General features: G+C 52.7%; 15 protein-coding genes. 5 read left to right on the top strand and 10 right to left on the bottom strand.

Features of this window, described 5'->3' with window-relative positions; translation table 11 throughout:
- Window positions 1-342: 342 nt before the first annotated feature.
- The 4 genes from uvrB (at window position 343) to EV680_RS05920 (ending at window position 4,808) form a co-directional block, all read left to right on the top strand.
- Window positions 343-2,376, top strand: a complete 2,034-nt coding sequence (gene uvrB / locus EV680_RS05935) for an excinuclease ABC subunit UvrB (RefSeq protein WP_132953823.1) — start codon at window positions 343-345, stop codon at window positions 2,374-2,376.
- A 62-nt stretch (window positions 2,377-2,438) separates the two neighbouring features.
- Window positions 2,439-2,876: an SMI1/KNR4 family protein gene (locus EV680_RS05930; protein WP_132953822.1), complete on the top strand. Its 438-nt coding sequence runs from the start codon at window positions 2,439-2,441 to the stop codon at window positions 2,874-2,876.
- A 182-nt stretch (window positions 2,877-3,058) separates the two neighbouring features.
- Entirely contained in the window at window positions 3,059-3,967 is a 909-nt protein-coding gene (locus EV680_RS05925) for a DKNYY domain-containing protein (RefSeq protein ID WP_132953821.1), read from the top strand.
- Window positions 3,968-4,493: 526 nt separating this feature from the next.
- Window positions 4,494-4,808, top strand: coding sequence for a hypothetical protein (locus tag EV680_RS05920; protein WP_132953820.1), 315 nt, complete (start codon window positions 4,494-4,496; stop codon window positions 4,806-4,808).
- A 230-nt stretch (window positions 4,809-5,038) separates the two neighbouring features.
- On the opposite strand, the gene EV680_RS05915 is transcribed toward EV680_RS05920, so the two are convergent.
- The 3 genes from EV680_RS05915 to guaD all read right to left on the bottom strand — a co-directional run bounded on the left by EV680_RS05915 (window position 5,039) and on the right by guaD (window position 9,064).
- On the bottom strand, window positions 5,039-6,289 hold the full coding sequence (locus EV680_RS05915; protein ID WP_132953819.1) for an MFS transporter: 1,251 nt from the start codon (window positions 6,287-6,289) through the stop codon (window positions 5,039-5,041).
- A 158-nt stretch (window positions 6,290-6,447) separates the two neighbouring features.
- Window positions 6,448-7,689: an MFS transporter gene (locus tag EV680_RS05910; RefSeq protein WP_132953818.1), complete on the bottom strand. Its 1,242-nt coding sequence runs from the start codon at window positions 7,687-7,689 to the stop codon at window positions 6,448-6,450.
- A gap of 64 nt (window positions 7,690-7,753) precedes the next feature.
- Complete coding sequence (gene guaD, locus EV680_RS05905) at window positions 7,754-9,064, bottom strand: guanine deaminase (protein ID WP_165870915.1); 1,311 nt, start codon at window positions 9,062-9,064, stop codon at window positions 7,754-7,756.
- Between the two features lie 261 nt (window positions 9,065-9,325).
- Here guaD and EV680_RS05900 point away from each other — a divergent pair, with 261 nt between their 5' ends.
- Complete coding sequence (locus EV680_RS05900; RefSeq protein WP_132953816.1) at window positions 9,326-9,841, top strand: MarR family winged helix-turn-helix transcriptional regulator; 516 nt, start codon at window positions 9,326-9,328, stop codon at window positions 9,839-9,841.
- Window positions 9,842-9,939: 98 nt separating this feature from the next.
- Here the strand turns inward: EV680_RS05900 and gcvP are convergent, their stop codons facing one another.
- The 7 genes from gcvP to EV680_RS05865 form a co-directional block, all read right to left on the bottom strand.
- On the bottom strand, window positions 9,940-12,786 hold the full coding sequence (gcvP, locus tag EV680_RS05895; protein ID WP_132953815.1) for an aminomethyl-transferring glycine dehydrogenase: 2,847 nt from the start codon (window positions 12,784-12,786) through the stop codon (window positions 9,940-9,942).
- Window positions 12,787-12,867: 81 nt separating this feature from the next.
- Complete coding sequence (locus EV680_RS05890; RefSeq protein WP_132953814.1) at window positions 12,868-13,650, bottom strand: hypothetical protein; 783 nt, start codon at window positions 13,648-13,650, stop codon at window positions 12,868-12,870.
- A gap of 87 nt (window positions 13,651-13,737) precedes the next feature.
- Window positions 13,738-14,379 carry an arylesterase gene (locus EV680_RS05885; protein ID WP_132953813.1) on the bottom strand — a complete coding sequence of 214 codons (642 nt, stop codon included), beginning with the start codon at window positions 14,377-14,379 and terminating at the stop codon, window positions 13,738-13,740.
- A gap of 21 nt (window positions 14,380-14,400) precedes the next feature.
- Window positions 14,401-15,594, bottom strand: a complete 1,194-nt coding sequence (locus EV680_RS05880) for an MFS transporter (protein WP_132953812.1) — start codon at window positions 15,592-15,594, stop codon at window positions 14,401-14,403.
- A gap of 115 nt (window positions 15,595-15,709) precedes the next feature.
- Window positions 15,710-16,513, bottom strand: a complete 804-nt coding sequence (tam, locus tag EV680_RS05875; protein WP_132953811.1) for a trans-aconitate 2-methyltransferase — start codon at window positions 16,511-16,513, stop codon at window positions 15,710-15,712.
- A gap of 276 nt (window positions 16,514-16,789) precedes the next feature.
- Entirely contained in the window at window positions 16,790-17,368 is a 579-nt protein-coding gene (locus EV680_RS05870; RefSeq protein ID WP_132953810.1) for a DNA-3-methyladenine glycosylase I, read from the bottom strand.
- Between the two features lie 23 nt (window positions 17,369-17,391).
- Entirely contained in the window at window positions 17,392-18,084 is a 693-nt protein-coding gene (locus tag EV680_RS05865; RefSeq protein WP_132953809.1) for an aspartate/glutamate racemase family protein, read from the bottom strand.
- Between the last annotated feature and the right edge of the window lie 77 nt (window positions 18,085-18,161).

Here is an 18,161-nt window from a genome sequence, read left to right as displayed (position 1 = left end):
TGGAGAACCATCCTCAACGGGTGGCTGCGTATTTTAGAGATCCGAAGGTGAAGTATGCTGCATAAACATTTCAATATTTAATTGCCGAATCAATATATGAAAAATAAGCGCCCGGAAAAGTTGTTACGGCGATAGGATAAGGAAACGCCGTGAAAGTTCATGCTGCGGTTAACTTTTCTTTGCCACTTTTCACTCAACAAAACATCAAATAGGTATTTTTCTCCACACGCCATGGAAGAAAAGATGTTCCGTTTGCAGCGAGGCAATTCTGCAAGGCCGTCTGAAAAGGCAGGCCGGGGTTTGCTATAATCACGGTTTCCGCCACCGCCACCGAGCCGCATTATGGACATCATCCAATATCCCGACAGCCCTTTCAAACTGCACCGGCCTTTTGCCCCCGCCGGCGACCAGCCCACCGCCATCGCCGGCCTGCTCGAAGGGCTTTCAGACGGCCTCGCGTATCAAACGCTTTTGGGCGTAACCGGCTCCGGCAAAACCTACACCATGGCCAATGTGATTGCGCAAAGCGGCCGCCCGGCCATCATCATGGCGCACAACAAAACGCTGGCGGCGCAGCTTTATGCCGAAATGCGCGAATTTTTCCCCGAAAATTCAGTGGAATATTTCGTGTCTTACTATGATTACTATCAGCCTGAAGCCTATGTGCCGAGCCGCGATCTGTTTATCGAAAAAGATTCGGCGATTAATGAGCACATCGAGCAAATGCGGCTTTCCGCCACCAAAAACCTGATGACGCGCGACGATGTGATTATCGTGGCCACCGTGTCGGCCATTTACGGTATCGGCGACCCCACTGAATACCAGCAAATGGTGCTTTCTGTTAAAGAAGGCGACTCAATCAGCCAGCGCGACGTGATTTCCATTTTGGTTTCGATGCAATACGACAGGGGCGACATGGATTTCAAACGCGGCTCGTTCCGCGTGCGCGGCGATGTGATTGATGTTTATCCCGCCGAGAGCGCCGATGTGGCGCTGCGCATCAGCCTGTTTGACGACGAAATCGACCGCCTCGAGCTGTTTGATCCGCTCACCGGCGGCAGCCTGCAAAGAGTAGGGCGCTACACCGTGTTCCCCTCCAGCCATTATGTCACCCCGCGCGACACCGTGCTGCGCGCTTGTGAGAGCATCAAAGAAGAATTGCGCGAACGCGTGGCCTTCTACACCCAGGAAAACCGCCCCGTCGAAACCCAGCGCATCGAGCAGCGCACCCGTTTCGATTTGGAAATGCTCTATGAAATGGGCTTTTGCAAAGGCATTGAAAACTACAGCCGCCACTTTTCCGGCAAAAAAGAAGGCGAGCCGCCACCCACGCTGATGGACTATCTGCCCAAAAATGCGATTATGTTTATCGACGAGAGCCACGTTACCGTTACCCAAATCGGCGGCATGTATAAAGGCGATGCCAGCCGCAAGCAAAACCTGGTCGACTACGGCTTCCGCCTGCCCAGCGCCCGCGACAACCGCCCGCTCAAATTCCCCGAATTCGAACGCATCATGCCGCAAACGGTGTTCGTGTCCGCCACCCCCGCCAAATATGAAGAAGAGCACGCCGGCCAAGTGGTCGAGCAAGTGGTGCGCCCCACCGGCCTGGTCGACCCGCTTATCGAAATCCGCCCCGTGGGCACCCAAGTAGACGACTTGCTCAGCGAAATCAACATCCGCAAAGAAAAAGGCGAGCGCGTGCTCGTCACCACGCTCACCAAGCGCATGGCCGAGCAGCTTACCGATTATTACAGCGAATTGGGCGTGAAAGTGCGCTATCTGCACAGCGACATCGACACCGTAGAGCGCGTGGAAATCATCCGCGACTTGCGCTTAGGGCTGTTTGACGTATTGGTGGGCATCAACTTGCTGCGCGAAGGCTTGGACATCCCCGAAGTATCATTGGTGGCGATTCTCGATGCCGACAAAGAAGGTTTTTTGCGCAGCCACCGCAGCCTCATCCAAACCATCGGCCGCGCCGCCCGTAATGTGAATGGCTTGGCGATTTTATACGCCGACAAAATCACCGATTCCATGAAAGCCGCCATCGGCGAAACCGAACGCCGCCGCGAAAAACAAACCAAGTTCAACGAAGAACACGGCATCGTGCCGCAGCAAATCGTCAAAAAAGTGAAAGACATCATCGATGGTGTGTATCACGAAGAGAGCGGCGGCAAAGGGCGCGGCAAAGGCAAAAACAAGGTGAAAGTGGGCGAAATCCGCAACGAAGACGACGCACTCAAAGAAATCGCCAAACTCGAAAAAGCCATGCAAGCCGCCGCACGGGATTTGCAGTTTGAAGAAGCGGCGGTGATTCGTGATCAGATTCGGGGGATTAAGGAAGGGTTGTTGTTTGGGGCGGTGGGGGAGTGAAGGCTGCCTGAGAAAACATTAATTCTGGAAAAGAGAAATCTTATTAAACTATAGGTATCCTCATGAATAATAAGGAATCATTTAAATTATTGATTTCACAGTGCACGGTATTGGGGCCAGTTTCTAAAAAGATTGTTGCAGCGGCTGAAAATGAACTGCAAGTGTCTTTTCCGGAGGAATATAAACAATTTTTATACGAGTTTGGCGCTCTCATGGGCAATGGAATAGAAATTTATGGATTGCCTGCTCAAGATGAAGCAAATCCTCCATTTTGGCAAAATGTGGTTACTGTTACCCAACAGCTTCAATCTTATAATCAAATTGGCGCTGAAAATAAAAAATTTATTCCCATTTCAAGCGATGACATGGATATGAATTATTTTATGGACACAACTAAATCTCCAGAACTTCATATTTGGGCGATTGGCCATGATAGCAAATTGCTTATCGCATCCAATTTATATGAATTTATGATAAAAATACGTGATTTAAACTGTTAACAATAACAAGCGTAGGGTGCGTTCCATGCAGCATTTCACCCAAATCCGGTGCGCATGGCGCACCCTGCTATTTTATGGTGGTTGCTGGCCATAAACCAAGGCTGCCTGAAAAGCTATATTGTTTCCAATTTGAAAACAGCGGATACGGCTATCAGCTTGCTGTGCCGAAAAGGTGAATAATCATGCCCGACTCCTTGCAAATGCTATCGAATCAAAACCGTTACTTTCTCAAAGACCAAACCCATATCTATTATCTGAACAAAAGCAACAAGCCGGCCAAGGTGCCCGGTGCGGATTATGCTTCTTTTGAAGTGGTGTCCCACTGCTTGGCCAAAGATGCACATGCTGTTTATGCGCTGAGCGGCAGCGGGGAGGGCTTGCAGATTTTTGCAGCGGCCGATATGGATAATCTGTTTTTTCTGCCGGCCACCATCAGCGGTGATTATTTTGCCGACCTGCAAAATCTGTATCACTACAACGGGCATTTTATTGAATATTGCAACGTTATCGACATGACGCAGGAAACCGAGCCAATCAAGCGCTATCTTGCGCAAAATCATGGTGATAAGGCGGCTTGGTGGAATTGCGCTGAAGGTTTTTACCGGCGGCTGCAACCGCTCTCGGCTCATCATTATCAAAGCGAAAACCGGATTTTTTATTATTTTAAAGATGATAAAGATTTGTATGACTACCCTGTTTACAATACCAAGGTGTCCGGCTTTAATTTTGACCATGACGGCTGCTTTATTGCGCTCAGAGATGTCGATGTGGCTACGTTTCAAGTGTTGAATGAGATTTATGCCAAAGATAAAAACAGCGTTTATTTCTATGCCAGAAAAATCGCAGCCGATGCGGCTACGTTTGCCGTGATAGACCGGCTGTTTGCCAAAGACGGCCACGGCATTTGGTTTAACGGGCGGTTGGCGGATGTGGCGGATGTGGATACGTTTGAAGTGCTGACCAAAAACGAAAGAAGATGTGAGGCGCATCGGGCTAGGGATAATAGGGCGGAATATGTTTCCAAAAACGCCAAAATCAGGCACCAAGGCTATGCGCATATTTTGAAAAAGGTAAAAGCCGGCAGCAAATAATGGTTGGCGGATTCGGCGGCAGCGGGCGGGGTATGCGCGAGTTAAGCAAGCGTAGGTCGGATACTTGTATCCGACAAAATGGATGCCGTCTGAAAACGATTGCTGAAACAGGAAAATGTCGGATTCGAGAATCCGACCTACGGCACTGCTGGATTACCAGAAAAACCCGTAGGGGCGGATTTCATATCCGCCCGTCCCACGAGATACGCAATACCGACAACGGGTGGGTATCAAACCCGATCCTACAAAATGTGTTTGCTGCGTGAACGGTTTGCGGAAGTTTAGGCCGTCTGAAAAGCAAGCGTAGTGGCGTGAGCTATGCCCACGAAAAAAAATAAAATATTTACTTTCAGCTAACCTTGTTGCTTTGCATGGCTATTCGCGGGTATAGCCCACGCTACCATTTACGGGTTTGAAGCAACTGCCTGAGCCATTAAAATAAAGTTTTTGCCAAAGCCATATTTTTTCAGACGGCCTTGATAAAATAAATATCCGAACACAACCTGTTTTAAAAAAGGAAACCTACATGACTGTTTGGAATAAAAAATCCGACCGCGCTGCTGCTCATGCGGCTTTAAATAAGGCGGGCGATCGGGAATTTGCCGCGGCAAAGGCAAGGTTGGCCGAGCAGGTGGCGTGTTTGGAGAATACCGATGATGTGTGGGCGCTCAGCAAAGCGGCCAAAGAAGTCTGCAAAGATTTTGATTTTTGGTATACCGACAGGTTTAGCGATATGGGTCTCAAACTGATGCGGCATCACAATTACGGTTACTTGACTGATGAAGATTTGGCGGTGTTTTCCGATGAGGTACGAGCTATATTAACCAATTTGCGCCGATGATGCTTATAGCGTGCGTAGGGTGTGTGCCCCTAGGCACGCACGCGTTTTTGGAAACGTTGCAACCGCGTGCGTGGCTGGCATCACACACCTTGCTTGGAAATTAACAAAGGCCGTCTGAAACATATGTTTTCAGACGGCCTCGGTTTATTCAAAAAATTTTCCCATCGTAAGATGTTCAGATGCCCGCTTTTTGTATTGCGGCAGCGTGATTTATTTCAAGCGGCATCATCTCAACTGGCCGATTCCTTTTCCATAACAGCCGGATATTTCAGCCCGAGCACCAGCAAGATGGCGATGATTAAGAGAATGGGCAATATGGTTAAGGCCGTCTGAATGTCGGCGCTAATGCCTCGGGTGAGCAATTCGCCGGGGACAGACATCAATATCCCCGCCGTTAAGAATTGGCTGCCGTTCACCAAGGCGGCAGAAGTGCCTGCATAAGCGGAGCCGGCCTGTTTGGCTGCCAGCGCAAATGGCAGCATGGATGCACCGGCGGCAAAGCCCCAAAGCCACATCAAGCTGTAGCAGCCCCAAGCGCCGGGTACTTTGGCAAAGATTAAAAAGGCGATGCACACCAGCTGGATAATCAATCCTGCCATCAGGGCATTTTTGGCTTGACCTGCTTTCTGCCCCCACCAAACAAATGCCGGCGCACCAAAGGCAAGCCCCAGCCAGCTTAGCGAAACGGCGGTGTTGGCCTCGCTTTCCAGCAAGCCGTGATTGAGCAAAAGCATAGGACCCCACACCACGCCTACGCACAGCATCACGCCGAAAGAGCAGGCACCAATCAGCATGATGCGCCACATTTGCGGCACGCGGATTACGGTTGCCACATCATGTAGGATGCTTTTTGCGAATAAGGGGATGCTTTGAATGCCTTCTTTATGGCTTTGATAATGAGGCGGATCACGCAGCCATAAAAACATCAGCAACAGCACACACAAGCCCAGCATGCCGATGCCGTTAATCACCCAATCCCAAGGCAGTTTTACCAAAACATGGTTTAATACTTGTTGTGAGAAAAAAGCCGAAAGCGAGGCAACAAACTGAACACAGGCAAACATAAAGCCATAACGCTCAGGTGCAAACCACATGCCGCCCACAAAGCCGGCGCCGATAAAGCCGAAAGATGCGCCCATGGCGATTAAAACCTGCGCCAGCAGCAGCCCTGTTAAGGTTGTGGAATAGGCAAAACAAAACACACCCACGGTAAGCAGGGTGCAGGCCACCGGCAACACCCGCTGCGCGCCCAAACGATCCAACAATGAGCCCGAAGCGAGCTGGCTAACGGCAAAACACACCGTATACATCGAGCCGATCAAACCGATATCGGAAGCCGTTAAAAGCAGGCTTTGCGCCATTTTGGCATTGGTGATGGCATAGCCTGTTTGGAAGCCGAATACCAATATCACAAAGCTGACTGCGATTGACCAATTAAGCCATGCAAGCGGGCGGGATGGCGGATAAGTTGCGGTTTGCATACTGCTGCTCCTGCAAATGCTGGGGTCTGTTTACGATGAATAATAAAATTAAGTAATTAATTTTATTAAATTTAAGATGCTTTGAAGTTAATGTGAATCAATTTTTAAGGGTTTGATAAAAAGGTTGAAGCAGGGCGGGCATTCCGCCCCGTTTCAACTTATTGGTTTTTGGGGTAACACTCTTTAATAAAGAGCGAGATTACCAGCGCAACCGCCAAAGCCCCTATGCAAACCAGCATGGCATTTTGATAATCGGCAAGCAGCCCTTCGGTGCCGCTCAATAAATTACCCGGCAAACCCATTAATAAGCCGCCCAGCACAAACATCAAACCATTCACAATGGATGCGGAAGTGCCGATCAAACGGGGCGGCACATTATCACCGGCAGCGGTAAAGTTGAGCATGTGGCCGGCATTGGCAAAACCAAAGATGAAATACAGCACCATAGCGAGGGTGGGCGACATAGGCATATAAATCGCCAAGCCTAAAACAAGCAATTGAATCAAGGTGGAAATCACAATAGGCCATTTTCGCGATTTAAGCATATCGGAAATTTTATTGATAAGCGGGCTGCCCACGGCAAGGCCGAGCCACAAACAAGCCGTTGCATGATTGGCGGCGCTTTCCGTTAAACCGTGCGCCATCATCAATTTCGGCCCCCACACCACACCTAAGGCCAACATCATCCCAAAGGTGATGGCGCCCTGAAAACCAATCACCCAGATTTGCACTTTTTTCAATACTTCGGTAATGGCGGCAAATACGGAGCCGACAAATTTAACCGGTGAAAGATTTTGGCTGCTAACCGGCACGGGGTCACGCACAAACAATACGGCGCAGAGCAGCAAAGCCACACCGAAAATGCCGAATGCTGTAATCAGCGTGCGCCAATCCCAAGTGCTCAAAGCAACGTCAAAAGCCGCTTGACCAAAGGCGGAAGATAAGGCCGCCACCAATTGCACCAAGCCAAACATAATGCCGAATTTGGCCATGCCAAACCAAGTGCCACCCACATAGCCCGCACCCACAAAGCCCGCGCAAGAGCCCAATGCCAAAATCACTTGCGACAACAACAGCATTTCAAAACTTTGCGCAAAGGCAAATAAAAATACCCCGATAGCCACTAGCGCAATGGCCGGCAGCAACACTTTTCGGCTGCCCAATTTATCCAGCAACGCACCGGCAAACAGCTGGGAGATGGCAAACACCCAGGTGTAAACCGCAGCAATCAAACCGATTTGATCAATACGCAGATTCAAAGACTGCGCCACGCTGTTATTCAAAATGGCGTAGCCGGTTTGCACATTAAAGAGCCAAACCACAAACGCCACCGCAATCGTCCATACCAGCCATGCGCGGCCACCACCCAATTTGGGTGAATTTACTTGAGCATTACTCATTTTTTACTCCTGTTTCCCCCGGTTTTTATCGTTCGCCGGAGGAAACGTTATGGTGAAGAAAAGATTAATTCGCAGGTGCCGTATATACCGGCTTGCCGGCAACATAAGTTGCCGCGATTGCACGGTCGTCACCCAATGTCATCTGAATAAAAAGCGTTTCTTCCAAATTTTTGGCATAGCGCATGCGGTATTCAATGATGGGGGTGGATTTCAGGTTGATCACGGCCAAATCGGCCTCCATGCCAACTTCGATTGAGCCGATTTTGTCTTCCAGACGCAGCGCTTCGGCAGTGCCGCGGGTGGCCAGATAAAAAGCGTGCCCAGCCGACAAGGCATAGCCATTCAATTGCGCCGATTTATAAGCTTCATTCATGGTTTGCAAAATAGAGAAGCTGGTGCCCGCGCCCAAATCGGTTGCCAGGCCGACGCGCACGGGGCGGCGCGGGTCTTTGGCTTTTTTCACGTTGAAATAGCCCGAGCCCAAGAAGAAATTTGAAGTGGGGCAATGCGCAATGGCCGAGCCGGTTTCACTGAATATCGACAATTCATCTTCGGTCAAGTGAATGCCATGGCCATAAATCGCCCGCTCGCGCAGCAAGTTGTATTTCATATACACATCAGTGTAGTCGCGCGCATCGGGGAATAAATCTTTCACCCAAGCCACTTCGTTAACATTTTCCGAAACGTGGGATTGAATCAGCGTGTCTGGAAATTCTTGCGCCAGCGCGCCGACCATTTCCAATTGCGCCACAGAAGAAGTGGGCGCAAAGCGCGGGGTGATCACATATTCCGCACGCCCTTTTTTGTGCCATTTTTCAATCAAAGCGCGGGATTCGTCATATGAGCGCTGCGGGGTATCCAGCAGCGCTACCGGCGCGTTGCGGTCCATGCATACTTTGCCGGCCATAATACGCATATCGTATTTTTCGGCTTCTTCAAAAATCGCATCCACCGATTGCGGGAACACGGTGCAATAAACGGTTGACGAGGTCACGCCGTTTTTAAACTGTTCATTCAAAAACACCTTGGCCACTTCTGCCGCATGCGCTTTTTGCGCAAAGCCTTGCTCAACGATAAAGGTATAGTTATTGAGCCAGTCGATCAGCTGTTCGCCGTAGGCGGCAATCATTTCTGTTTGGGGATAATGCACATGGCTGTCGATAAAGCCGGGCATGATGATGCTGTCGGTATGGCGGGTGACTTCCACATCGGCCGGCAAAGTGGTCAACACCTCATCAGCCTTGCCCACAGCGGTGATCTTCCCTGCCTCCATCACAATCACCGCATCCGATTCATAAACCATGCAGTCCTTCAAATCTTGGAAAAAAGGGTCTGCTTTAAAAGTTAACATCGCACCGCGAATAGCCGTTTTCATACTCATCACTCCTAAAGAATCAAAACATTAATAACCTACACAAACGATTCTACTCAAAAATTTATCTTAATGCAAAGATGTTTGATGTAAAGATATTTAATATAAAGATTTTTTGGTAAAAATAGTTCCATATCAAAATAAACTGAATTACAATACATCGGAATAAATAAAGAAGTGCAAGGCAGCAAGCCGCAGCACTTCTTTATTTCACGATAAATGGCACACACAGATAAACAACACGCAACCAAGCAAGGAATATGTATGGCGCAGCAAGAAAGAAAAGAAAAAGACCTGATAGATGAATTGATTATGCACTGGCACACCGTATTGCCCGATTTAGACACCGGCGGCACGGAAACCATCGGCCGCATCGTCCGGCTCAATTACTTCATTTCACGCGAATTGGAGGCCAACCTATCGCACTACCAACTCAATATCGGGGAATTCAATGTGTTGGCGGCATTGCGCCGAAAAACCGTCCCCCACCAGCTAACCGCAGGCCAGCTGCAAGGCTTGGTGATGATTTCATCCGGCGGCCTGACCAACCGCATCAACCGCCTTGAGGCGCGCGGATTAATCGTACGCTTGCCGGATAAAAACGACCGGCGCGGTGTGATTGTGCAATTAACGGGTGAGGGAAAAAAGCTGATTGAATCAGCAGCACCCACCCATCTGAATGTGGAAAAATCTTTGGCTTCACCTTTAAGCCAAGCAGAGCAAACGCAGCTTTCTATGCTGTTAAAAAAACTCTTGCTGGCTTATGAAAGCAATGCTTGAGCGGCGCGTTTGCCCCATTTTCTATTATAAATATTGCATGCAAAAGGCCGTCTGAAAGCTTTTTCAGACGGCCTTGATAATGCATCACCGATATTCAATCAATTTTCGTAATGATCAATGCTCGGGCAGGAACACACTAAGTTGCGGTCGCCATACACATCGTCCACGCGGTTTACGCTCGGCCAGAATTTGTTGTCGCGCACATAGGGCAGCGGGAACACGGCTTCTTCGCGGCTGTAGGGGTGTGCCCATTCGCCGGCCACGTTAAACGCGGCGTGCGGGGCGTTGACCAGCGGGTTGTTGTCTGCCGGCCATTCGCCGCGCTGCACTTTCAGCGCTTCTTGTTTGATTTGCTTCATGGCGGCGATAAAGCGGTCGAGCTCGGCGCGGCTTTCGCTCTCGGTGGGCTCGATCATCAAGGTGCCTGCCACGGGGAAGCTCATGGTGGGCGCGTGGAAGCCGTAGTCCATCAAGCGTTTGGCGATGTCCACTTCGGTGATGCCGCTCTCGGCTTTTAAGGGTCGCAAGTCGATGATGCACTCGTGCGCCACGCGGCCGTTTTTGCCGGTGTAGAGTACGGGATAATCTTCGCTCAGCGCTTGGGCGACATAGTTGGCGTTCAAAAGCGCGGCTTCGGTGGCCTCTCGCATGCCTTGTTTGCCCATCATGGTGATGTACATCCAGGTAATCGGCAAAATGCCGGCGCTGCCGTAAGGCGCGGCAGACACGGCGCCCATGCCCGCTACTGCGCCTTCCACCGGTGCCACGGCATGGCTGGGGGCAAACGGGGCGAGGTGCGCTTTCAAACCAATCGGGCCCATGCCGGGGCCGCCGCCGCCGTGCGGAATGCAGAAGGTTTTGTGCAGATTCATGTGCAACACGTCTGCGCCCACTTCGGCTGGCTGCATAATGCCCACTTGTGCATTCATATTGGCACCGTCCATATACACTTGGCCGCCGTTTTCATGAATGATGCGGCAGATGTCGCGTATGCCTTCTTCATACACGCCGTGCGTGGAAGGATAGGTAATCATCAGTGCGCCCAAAGTGTCTTTAAATTCAGCAGCTTTGGCTTCTAAATCGGCAATATCCACATTGCCGGCTTCATCGGTGGCCACCGCCACCACTTTCATGCCCAGCATTTGCGCGGTGGCGGGGTTGGTGCCGTGCGCCGAGCGCGGAATCAGGCACACGTTGCGGCTGCTTTGGCCGTTGGCGGCGTGAAAGCGGCGGATGGCCAGCAAGCCCGTGTATTCGCCTTGTGCGCCGGAGTTGGGCTGGATGGCAATCGCATCAAAGCCGGTGATGGCTTTGAGCTGGTTTTGCAGGCTTTCCAGCATTTCCAGATAGCCCGCCGCCTGATTGCGCGGGGCAAAGGGGTGGATTTGGCTGAATTCGGGCCAGGTAATCGGCAGCATTTCGGCGGTGGCGTTGAGCTTCATGGTGCACGAGCCGAGCGAAATCATGCTGCGGTTCATCGCCAAATCGCGCTCTTCCAGCTTTTTCAGGTAGCGCAGCATTTCGTGCTCGGTGTGGTAGCGGTTAAACACAGGGTGTTGCAGGATTTTGTCTTGGCGCAGCAGATTTTGTGGCAAGGCAAACGAGATTTCCTGCGGCAATGCAGCAGCTTTGCCGGTGAACACAGCGGTGAGTGCGGCAGAATCTTCGGCGCTCGATTCTTCGTGGAAAGCGATGGCCAACTGAGTTTCCCCCACGCGGCGCAGGTTGAAGCCGGCATCGAGCGCGCGTTGGTAAATGTCGCCGGCCTTATTGCCGCATTCCACCAGCACGGTGTCGAAAAAGGCCGGGTGCACCACTTCGAGGCCGTCTGAAACCGAAACCGCAGCGGCAAAAGCGCTCGCCAGCGCGTGAATGCGCGTGGCAATGCGTTTCACACCTTCGGGGCCGTGATACACCGCATACATGCCCGCCAAATTGGCCAGCAGCACTTGCGAGGTGCAGATATTGGAATTGGCTTTTTCGCGGCGGATATGCTGCTCGCGCGTTTGCAGCGCCATACGCAGCGCCGGTTTGCCCGAAGCATCAATTGACACACCGATAATGCGGCCGGGCGCAGAGCGTTTGTCGGCATCTTTAAAGGTGAAATAAGCCGCGTGCGGGCCGCCGAAGCCCATCGGCACGCCGAAGCGCTGAGTGTTGCCCAAGGCCACATCTGCGCCCATTTCGGCGGGTGATTTCAGCAACACCAGGCTCATCACATCGGCCGCCACCGCCACTTGCGCGCCTTTGGCTTTCACGGCGGCAATCACTTCGCTCAAATCGGCCACATCGCCGTTTTTGCCCACATATTGGAACAAGGCGCCGAAATAATCGCCCTCAGCGGCTGCTTGAAAATCGCCCACCACCAGTTCAAAACCGAAATATTCGGCACGGGTGCGCATCACATCCAGCGTTTGCGGATACACGCGCTCATCCACAAAATATTGGTTTGATTTCGATTTGCTCACGCGCCGAGCCATGGCCATGGCTTCGGCGGCGGCGGTGGCTTCATCCAGCAACGAAGCGCCCGCCATTTCGTGGCCGCTCAAATCAATGCACATTTGCTGGAAATTCAGCAGCGCTTCCAGCCGCCCTTGCGCGATTTCGGCTTGATAAGGCGTGTAGGCCGTGTACCAGCCCGGGTTTTCCAACACATTGCGCTGAATCACATAAGGCAGGCGCGTGGGGTAATAGCCCAGGCCGATATAGCTTTTGTTGATTCGGTTTTTCGCCGCCATGCCTTTTAATTTCGCCAGCGCATCGGCTTCGGAAAGCGCATCGGGCAAATCGAGTTCAGACGGCATACGGATGCTCTGCGGCACCGTGCCATCAATAAAAGCCGGCATATCCTGCTCGCCCAAAGCGGCCAGCAAAGCAGGCTGGTCGGCAAAGCTGATGTGGCGTGCGCTAAATTCGGCGGGGTTGAATAAATCGTTGAAGTTCATGGTTTTTCCTCTGGTTTTGTTAAATGTTGCGTTGTTGCTTGATTGGGTGGTTGAGGCCGTCTGAAAGGTTTCAGACGGCGTTTATTTCTGTGTTGCCATTGTCGGGGCGCAATCCACCGCCGATATGTCCACCGGCGGCAATGCTCTGCCGTGTTTGTCCTGCATGGCAAACTGAGCCGATAGTATGCCCGGCATCAGGCCGCCTTGCGGGCTGCAAGCCATCGGCAGCAAAAGCTGCTTCATTTGGCTGTGCAGATAGAGCAGTGCATCCGGGTGGATTTGGCTGAAATCCTGATCGGTAAGGGTATAGCGTGCAAACATATGGCCGTTTTTCACGCCGCCCTCGTCTAAGCGCACATTATCCGCAATCATGCTGCTTTCAAACGCCATCGTGCCGCGTGCCTGCGCTTTTTTGGCTGCTTCGCTTCGGCATTCGCGCGGGTGGACCTGCCATTTTGCCAACAGCTTGCTCTTGCTGTCGAGCACGCGGTAATTTATGGCAATCGGCTGCAAAGGCGGCGGCGATTGGCAGGTTTCCAAATAATATTCCTGAAGCGTGCCGGCCTTCATGCTTTGGAGAATGCCGCTCATCATCTGCTCGGCTTGCACGCGGCTACTGGGCTTTCCCGGTGTTAAGGTTTGCATCAGTGCTTCTGCTTGCGGCAGACGGTAATCTACATGCCATTGATCTTTTTCAAGCGCCGCTTTGGTTACGGTGATAAAACCGTTAACCGGCAAAGGCAGATACGCCTGCATCTGCTCGCTTATATCGGCATAATGGGCGCGGGTTGCTTCGTTCAGTGGTGCGGCCTGCAAAGTGCCGGCGGCAAGTGCTGCGGCCAGAAAGCATAATATGCGTTGCATGGATATTCCTTTGTATTCCTTTGTTGTGGTGCGCGCGATATAGCTGTTGTTGAGGCCGTCTGAAAGGTTTCAGACGGCATGTGTGCGTTATCGCGCAAAACCCTGCTGCTTTAAAAAAGCCCACATTTTTTCGGCAAACACGCGGTAGCCTTGCGCGTTGGCGTGAATCTGGTCGGATTTCAATTTTTTGTCGCCCAGCACTTCCGCCCATGCGCCTTTGAGAAGCGGCACGTTTAATTCGGCGGCCAATTCCTCATACATAGGGTGTTCGCTCAGGCGGCCGAAGAGGGCGCCGGTGGTGAAATAGGGCACGGCCACCAGCACCGCCGGCATGCCTGCGGCTTTGATTTGCTGCACGATTTGGCGGATGTTGCTGCGGGTGTCGGCTTCGGGCACTTTGCGCAGAAAATCGTTGCCGCCTATGCTCACCAGCACCAATTGCGGCTGCCGGCGCATCAGCGCGGGCAATCTGGCCAGCGCCTGAGCGCTGGTGTTGCCCGACACGCCGCCGTTGATAATTTGCCAACCGGTGAGGCCGGCGAGCACGGCAGGGTAGGCGGCTTCGGCATCGGCGCCGTAGCCGGCGGTGAGCGAATCGCCCAGCGCCAATATGGTGCTGCCGGTGGGCAGAGCGGCATGCGGCGCGGTTTTGCCGCAAGCGGTTAAAGCGGCGGCCAAAAGGGCGCTTATCTGCACAAAGCGGCGGCGGGTGATGGAAAGTGTGTTCATGATGATTGTGATTCCCGCTTTTCAGACGGCCTTTGCTATTTTTGTTTTCACCATGCCTTTGGCGGCAATCAGCAAGGCCAAAAGCTGCACCGCCAGCAAAGCGGCCACCACGCCGTGCCAGCCGCCGCTTTTATAAGCCAGCCCGCACAGCCAGGCGCCGATGGTGCCGCCGGTGTAGTAAGCCATGTAATAGAGGCCCGAGGCGAGCGAGCGGCCTTCTTTCACATTCACGGCGATATAGCTGATGGTGGCCGCCTGCGTGATAAACACGCCCGACGACATCAGTGTGAGCGCGGCCACAATGCCCCACATGGGCGGCGATAAAGTGGCCAACACGCCCGCCATCGATAAAGCCAATGCCATCATCACCGTGCGCGCGCCGCCGAAGCGGGTGATGAGCCTGGCCGATAAAGGCGTAATCACCATGCCGATAAGATACACGGCAAACAGGTTGGCAAGCTGGGCGCTGTTCAAGGCATAAGGCTCGTCGGCCAAATAAAGGTTGATATAGGTAAAGCAGCCCACCAGCGAAAACAGCACACAAGCGCCCAGCGCGCCGGCGGTGAGCACATAGCGGTTGTGCAGATGCGCGCTCAAGGTTTGCAAAGCAGTTTGGATTTTGGGCTTGGCCACAAAATTTCTCGAAGCGGGCAGCTGCTTCCACACGAAAAACGCGCTGGCCAGGCTCAAGGCCGCCATCACATAAAACGCGCCGCGCCAGCCCATGATTTCGCTTAAATGGCCGAGCAAAAAGCGCCCCAAAAAGCCGCCCAGCACCGTGCCCGACACATAAAGCGACATCAGCCGCGCCATCATGCGCCCACTGAATTCTTCGCCGATATAGGCAATCAGCACCACCGTAATCCCCGGCACCGCCAGCCCCTGCAAAAAGCGGTAAAACATCATCGCTTCAATTGATTGCGCGCCGGCCAGCAGGGCGGTGGGTATGCCGAGAAACAGCAGCGAGCCCACAATAAACACCTTGCGCCCGAGCGCATCGGAGAGCATGCCCATAAAAGGCGACATCAGCGCCACGCCCATCACCGTGGCGCCCACCGCCAGCCCCACCTGCACTTCGCTGGCCTGTAAATCGTGCATCAAAATCGGCAAAACAGCCTGCACGGAATACACCTGCAAAAAAGCAAACACGCCGATGAGCGCGATGGCGAGCAGCAGCAGCGGTTGAGGGCGGTCGGGGTTGTGGGCGGCGTTCATAGCTTAATCATGGTTTTCGGTCGGCTTTCAGACGGCCTTTATTGTATGGGTGCATGTTTGTTGCATTTAAAAACGCGGGTATGCGCTTATTCCGGCAGAAACAGCTGATGAAAAATCACGCGTTTTTCAGCAAAACATGCCGCTGTTTACTTTTTTCCGCCACAAAAAACAGCCGCGGAAAAGCCAGCAACACATTGCCATCAGCCTGCTGCGGATAGGCCGCGCGCAGCTTTTCCAGATAATCCGCGCAAAAAGCTGCTTGTTCGGCTTCTGTGAGCCGGTTTAAAAACGGGCGCAGACCGGTGGCGCGAAACCAGTGCACTATCGCTTCGGCGTCGGGCATGATGTGGTAATAAGTGGTGCGCCAAATATCCACCGAGCACGAAGCGGCGGTTAGAATATCGTAATATTCTTCCGCCTCGGCCAGCGGCCTGCGGTTTTTCATGGCCTGCATTTGCGGCTGCCATTGCGGCAGGCGCGCGGTTTCGGCCATCAGCAAATGCGAGAGCTGCTCGAGGTTGTCGGGCATCTGCACCGCCAACACGCCGCCCTCGGCAAGCTGCTCCACCAAGCGCGGCAGCAAATCGGCATGATTGCCCGCCCATTGCAAGGCGGCATTGGCAAACAGCAAATCCGGCGGCGCATCGCTTTGCCAATCGGTAAAATCGGCCTGAATAAATTGCGCAGAGGGCACGCGCGCGGCGGCTTGCTCGAGCATGGCGGCGGAAGTGTCCACACCTGTGAGCGCGGCGTTGGGATAGGCTTGGCGTAAAAGAGCGGTGCTGTTGCCCGGGCCGCAGCCTAAATCCACCACGCGGGTAAACGCTTTGGGCGGGATTCGTGCCAATAATTCGGCCGCCGGGCGCGTGCGCTCGGCTTCAAAGCGGCGGTAAAGATCGGGATTCCATTCTTTGGTCATATTGTGTTTTCTATGCAGTCGGCTTTCAGACGGCCTGAAGGCTTGTGTTATCCCTGTTTAAAAAATAACCTGAAAGGCTGTTTTGCCTGGTTGTGTTATTGTCATTGCCTGCGGCTTGCATAGACATCAACTTCGGCCATTTCCATATTTCACGATAATGAAATAAATGAAATGCTTTTGCAAACCGGCGCAGAATATGTGGCGGCCACCTGCGCCGAAGCTGTTTAACCCGCGTGCGTGGCTGCGCCACACACCCTACACACGCTTTGAGATTTCTTATTTTTGTATCCGTTTTTCTTTGATTTCACTATCTTTTGCCCATTGCGGCTGCCGCTTCAACACCTCGGCATATATCGGGCAATCTTCGCTGTGTGCGCCGCTCAGGTAGCCTGTGCTCATTAAAAATTCATTCACAATCTCGCCGCCGACAAATTTAAACTGCTTTTTAAAGAGCTTCACCCATTCTTCTTTGCTGCGCGGGTGGTGCCCATCGAGCCATTGCTTGAACGAGCCGTGTTCGGCTTGCAGCGCCAAAATCTGCTGCGCGTTGTGAATGGCGGCGTTGACCTTTAATTTATTGCGCACAATACTGGCATCGGCCAGCAGGCGCTCGCGGTCGGCTTCGGTGTAGGCCGCTACTTTGGCGATATCGAAGCCCGAATAGGCTGCTTGAAAGGCTTTTTGCTTTTTCAGCATCAAAGTCCAGCTCAAGCCCGCTTGGTTGATTTCCAGCACCAGCCGCTCGAATAATTCGTTGTCGTCTTCAATCGGAAAGCCGTAGGCGTGATCGTGGTAATGCTTGTTGGGGTTGTCGGTGTTGTCCGGCAGCTGATTGGCAAATTCGCAATAAGTCATGTTTTTCTTTCAGACGGCCTTGTTCAGCATTGCAAAACAAAATCCACCGCCGAATGTGCGTGGATTTCAGCGCTGTCAAACAAGGGCAGGGCGCAGTCTTCGGGTTTGAGCAGCAGGCCGATTTCGGTGCAGCCCAAAATCACGCCCTCGGCACCTTGCGTGCGCAAATCTTCAATCACATCCAAATAATAAGCCTTGGCCTCGGTTTCAAAGCGGCCGAGGCACAATTCATTAAAAATCACGCGGTGGATTTCCGCCCGCTGTGTTTCAGACGGCACCAAAGTGCGCACGCCTTGCCGCTGCATACGGCGGCTGTAGAAGCCGTCGCTCATGGTGAATTGCGTGCCGAGCAAGCCCACCGTGGCCAAGCCTTGCGCTTTCACGGCTTCGGCGGTGGCATCAACCAAATGCAGCAGCGGCACTTGCACGGCGGCCTGAATTTCATCGGCCACTTTGTGCATGGTGTTGGTGGCCAGCAGCAACACATCGGCGCCGATGCGCTCGAGCTTTTGCGCGCTCTCGCTCAGGCAGGCGGCCGCTGCCGCCCAATCGCCGGTTTTTTGCAGCGCCACAATCTGCTCGAAATCCACGCTGTGCAACACAATATCGGCGCTGCGGTTGCCGCCCAGGCGCCGGTTGATTTCACGGTTGATGGTTTGGTAATACACAACCGTGCTTTCGGGGCTCATGCCGCCGATAATGCCGATGGTTTTCATAGATTTTTTGGGTGTTGTGAAAAGGCCGTTTGAATGCATACGCTGCTTTCAGACGGCCTTTGGGCGCGCCTTTGTAT

This window comes from Uruburuella suis, from assembly GCF_004341385.1.
GTDB classification, from domain to species: Bacteria; Pseudomonadota; Gammaproteobacteria; order Burkholderiales; family Neisseriaceae; genus Neisseria; species Neisseria suis.
This window is presented reverse-complemented; position numbering and strand designations above follow the sequence as displayed.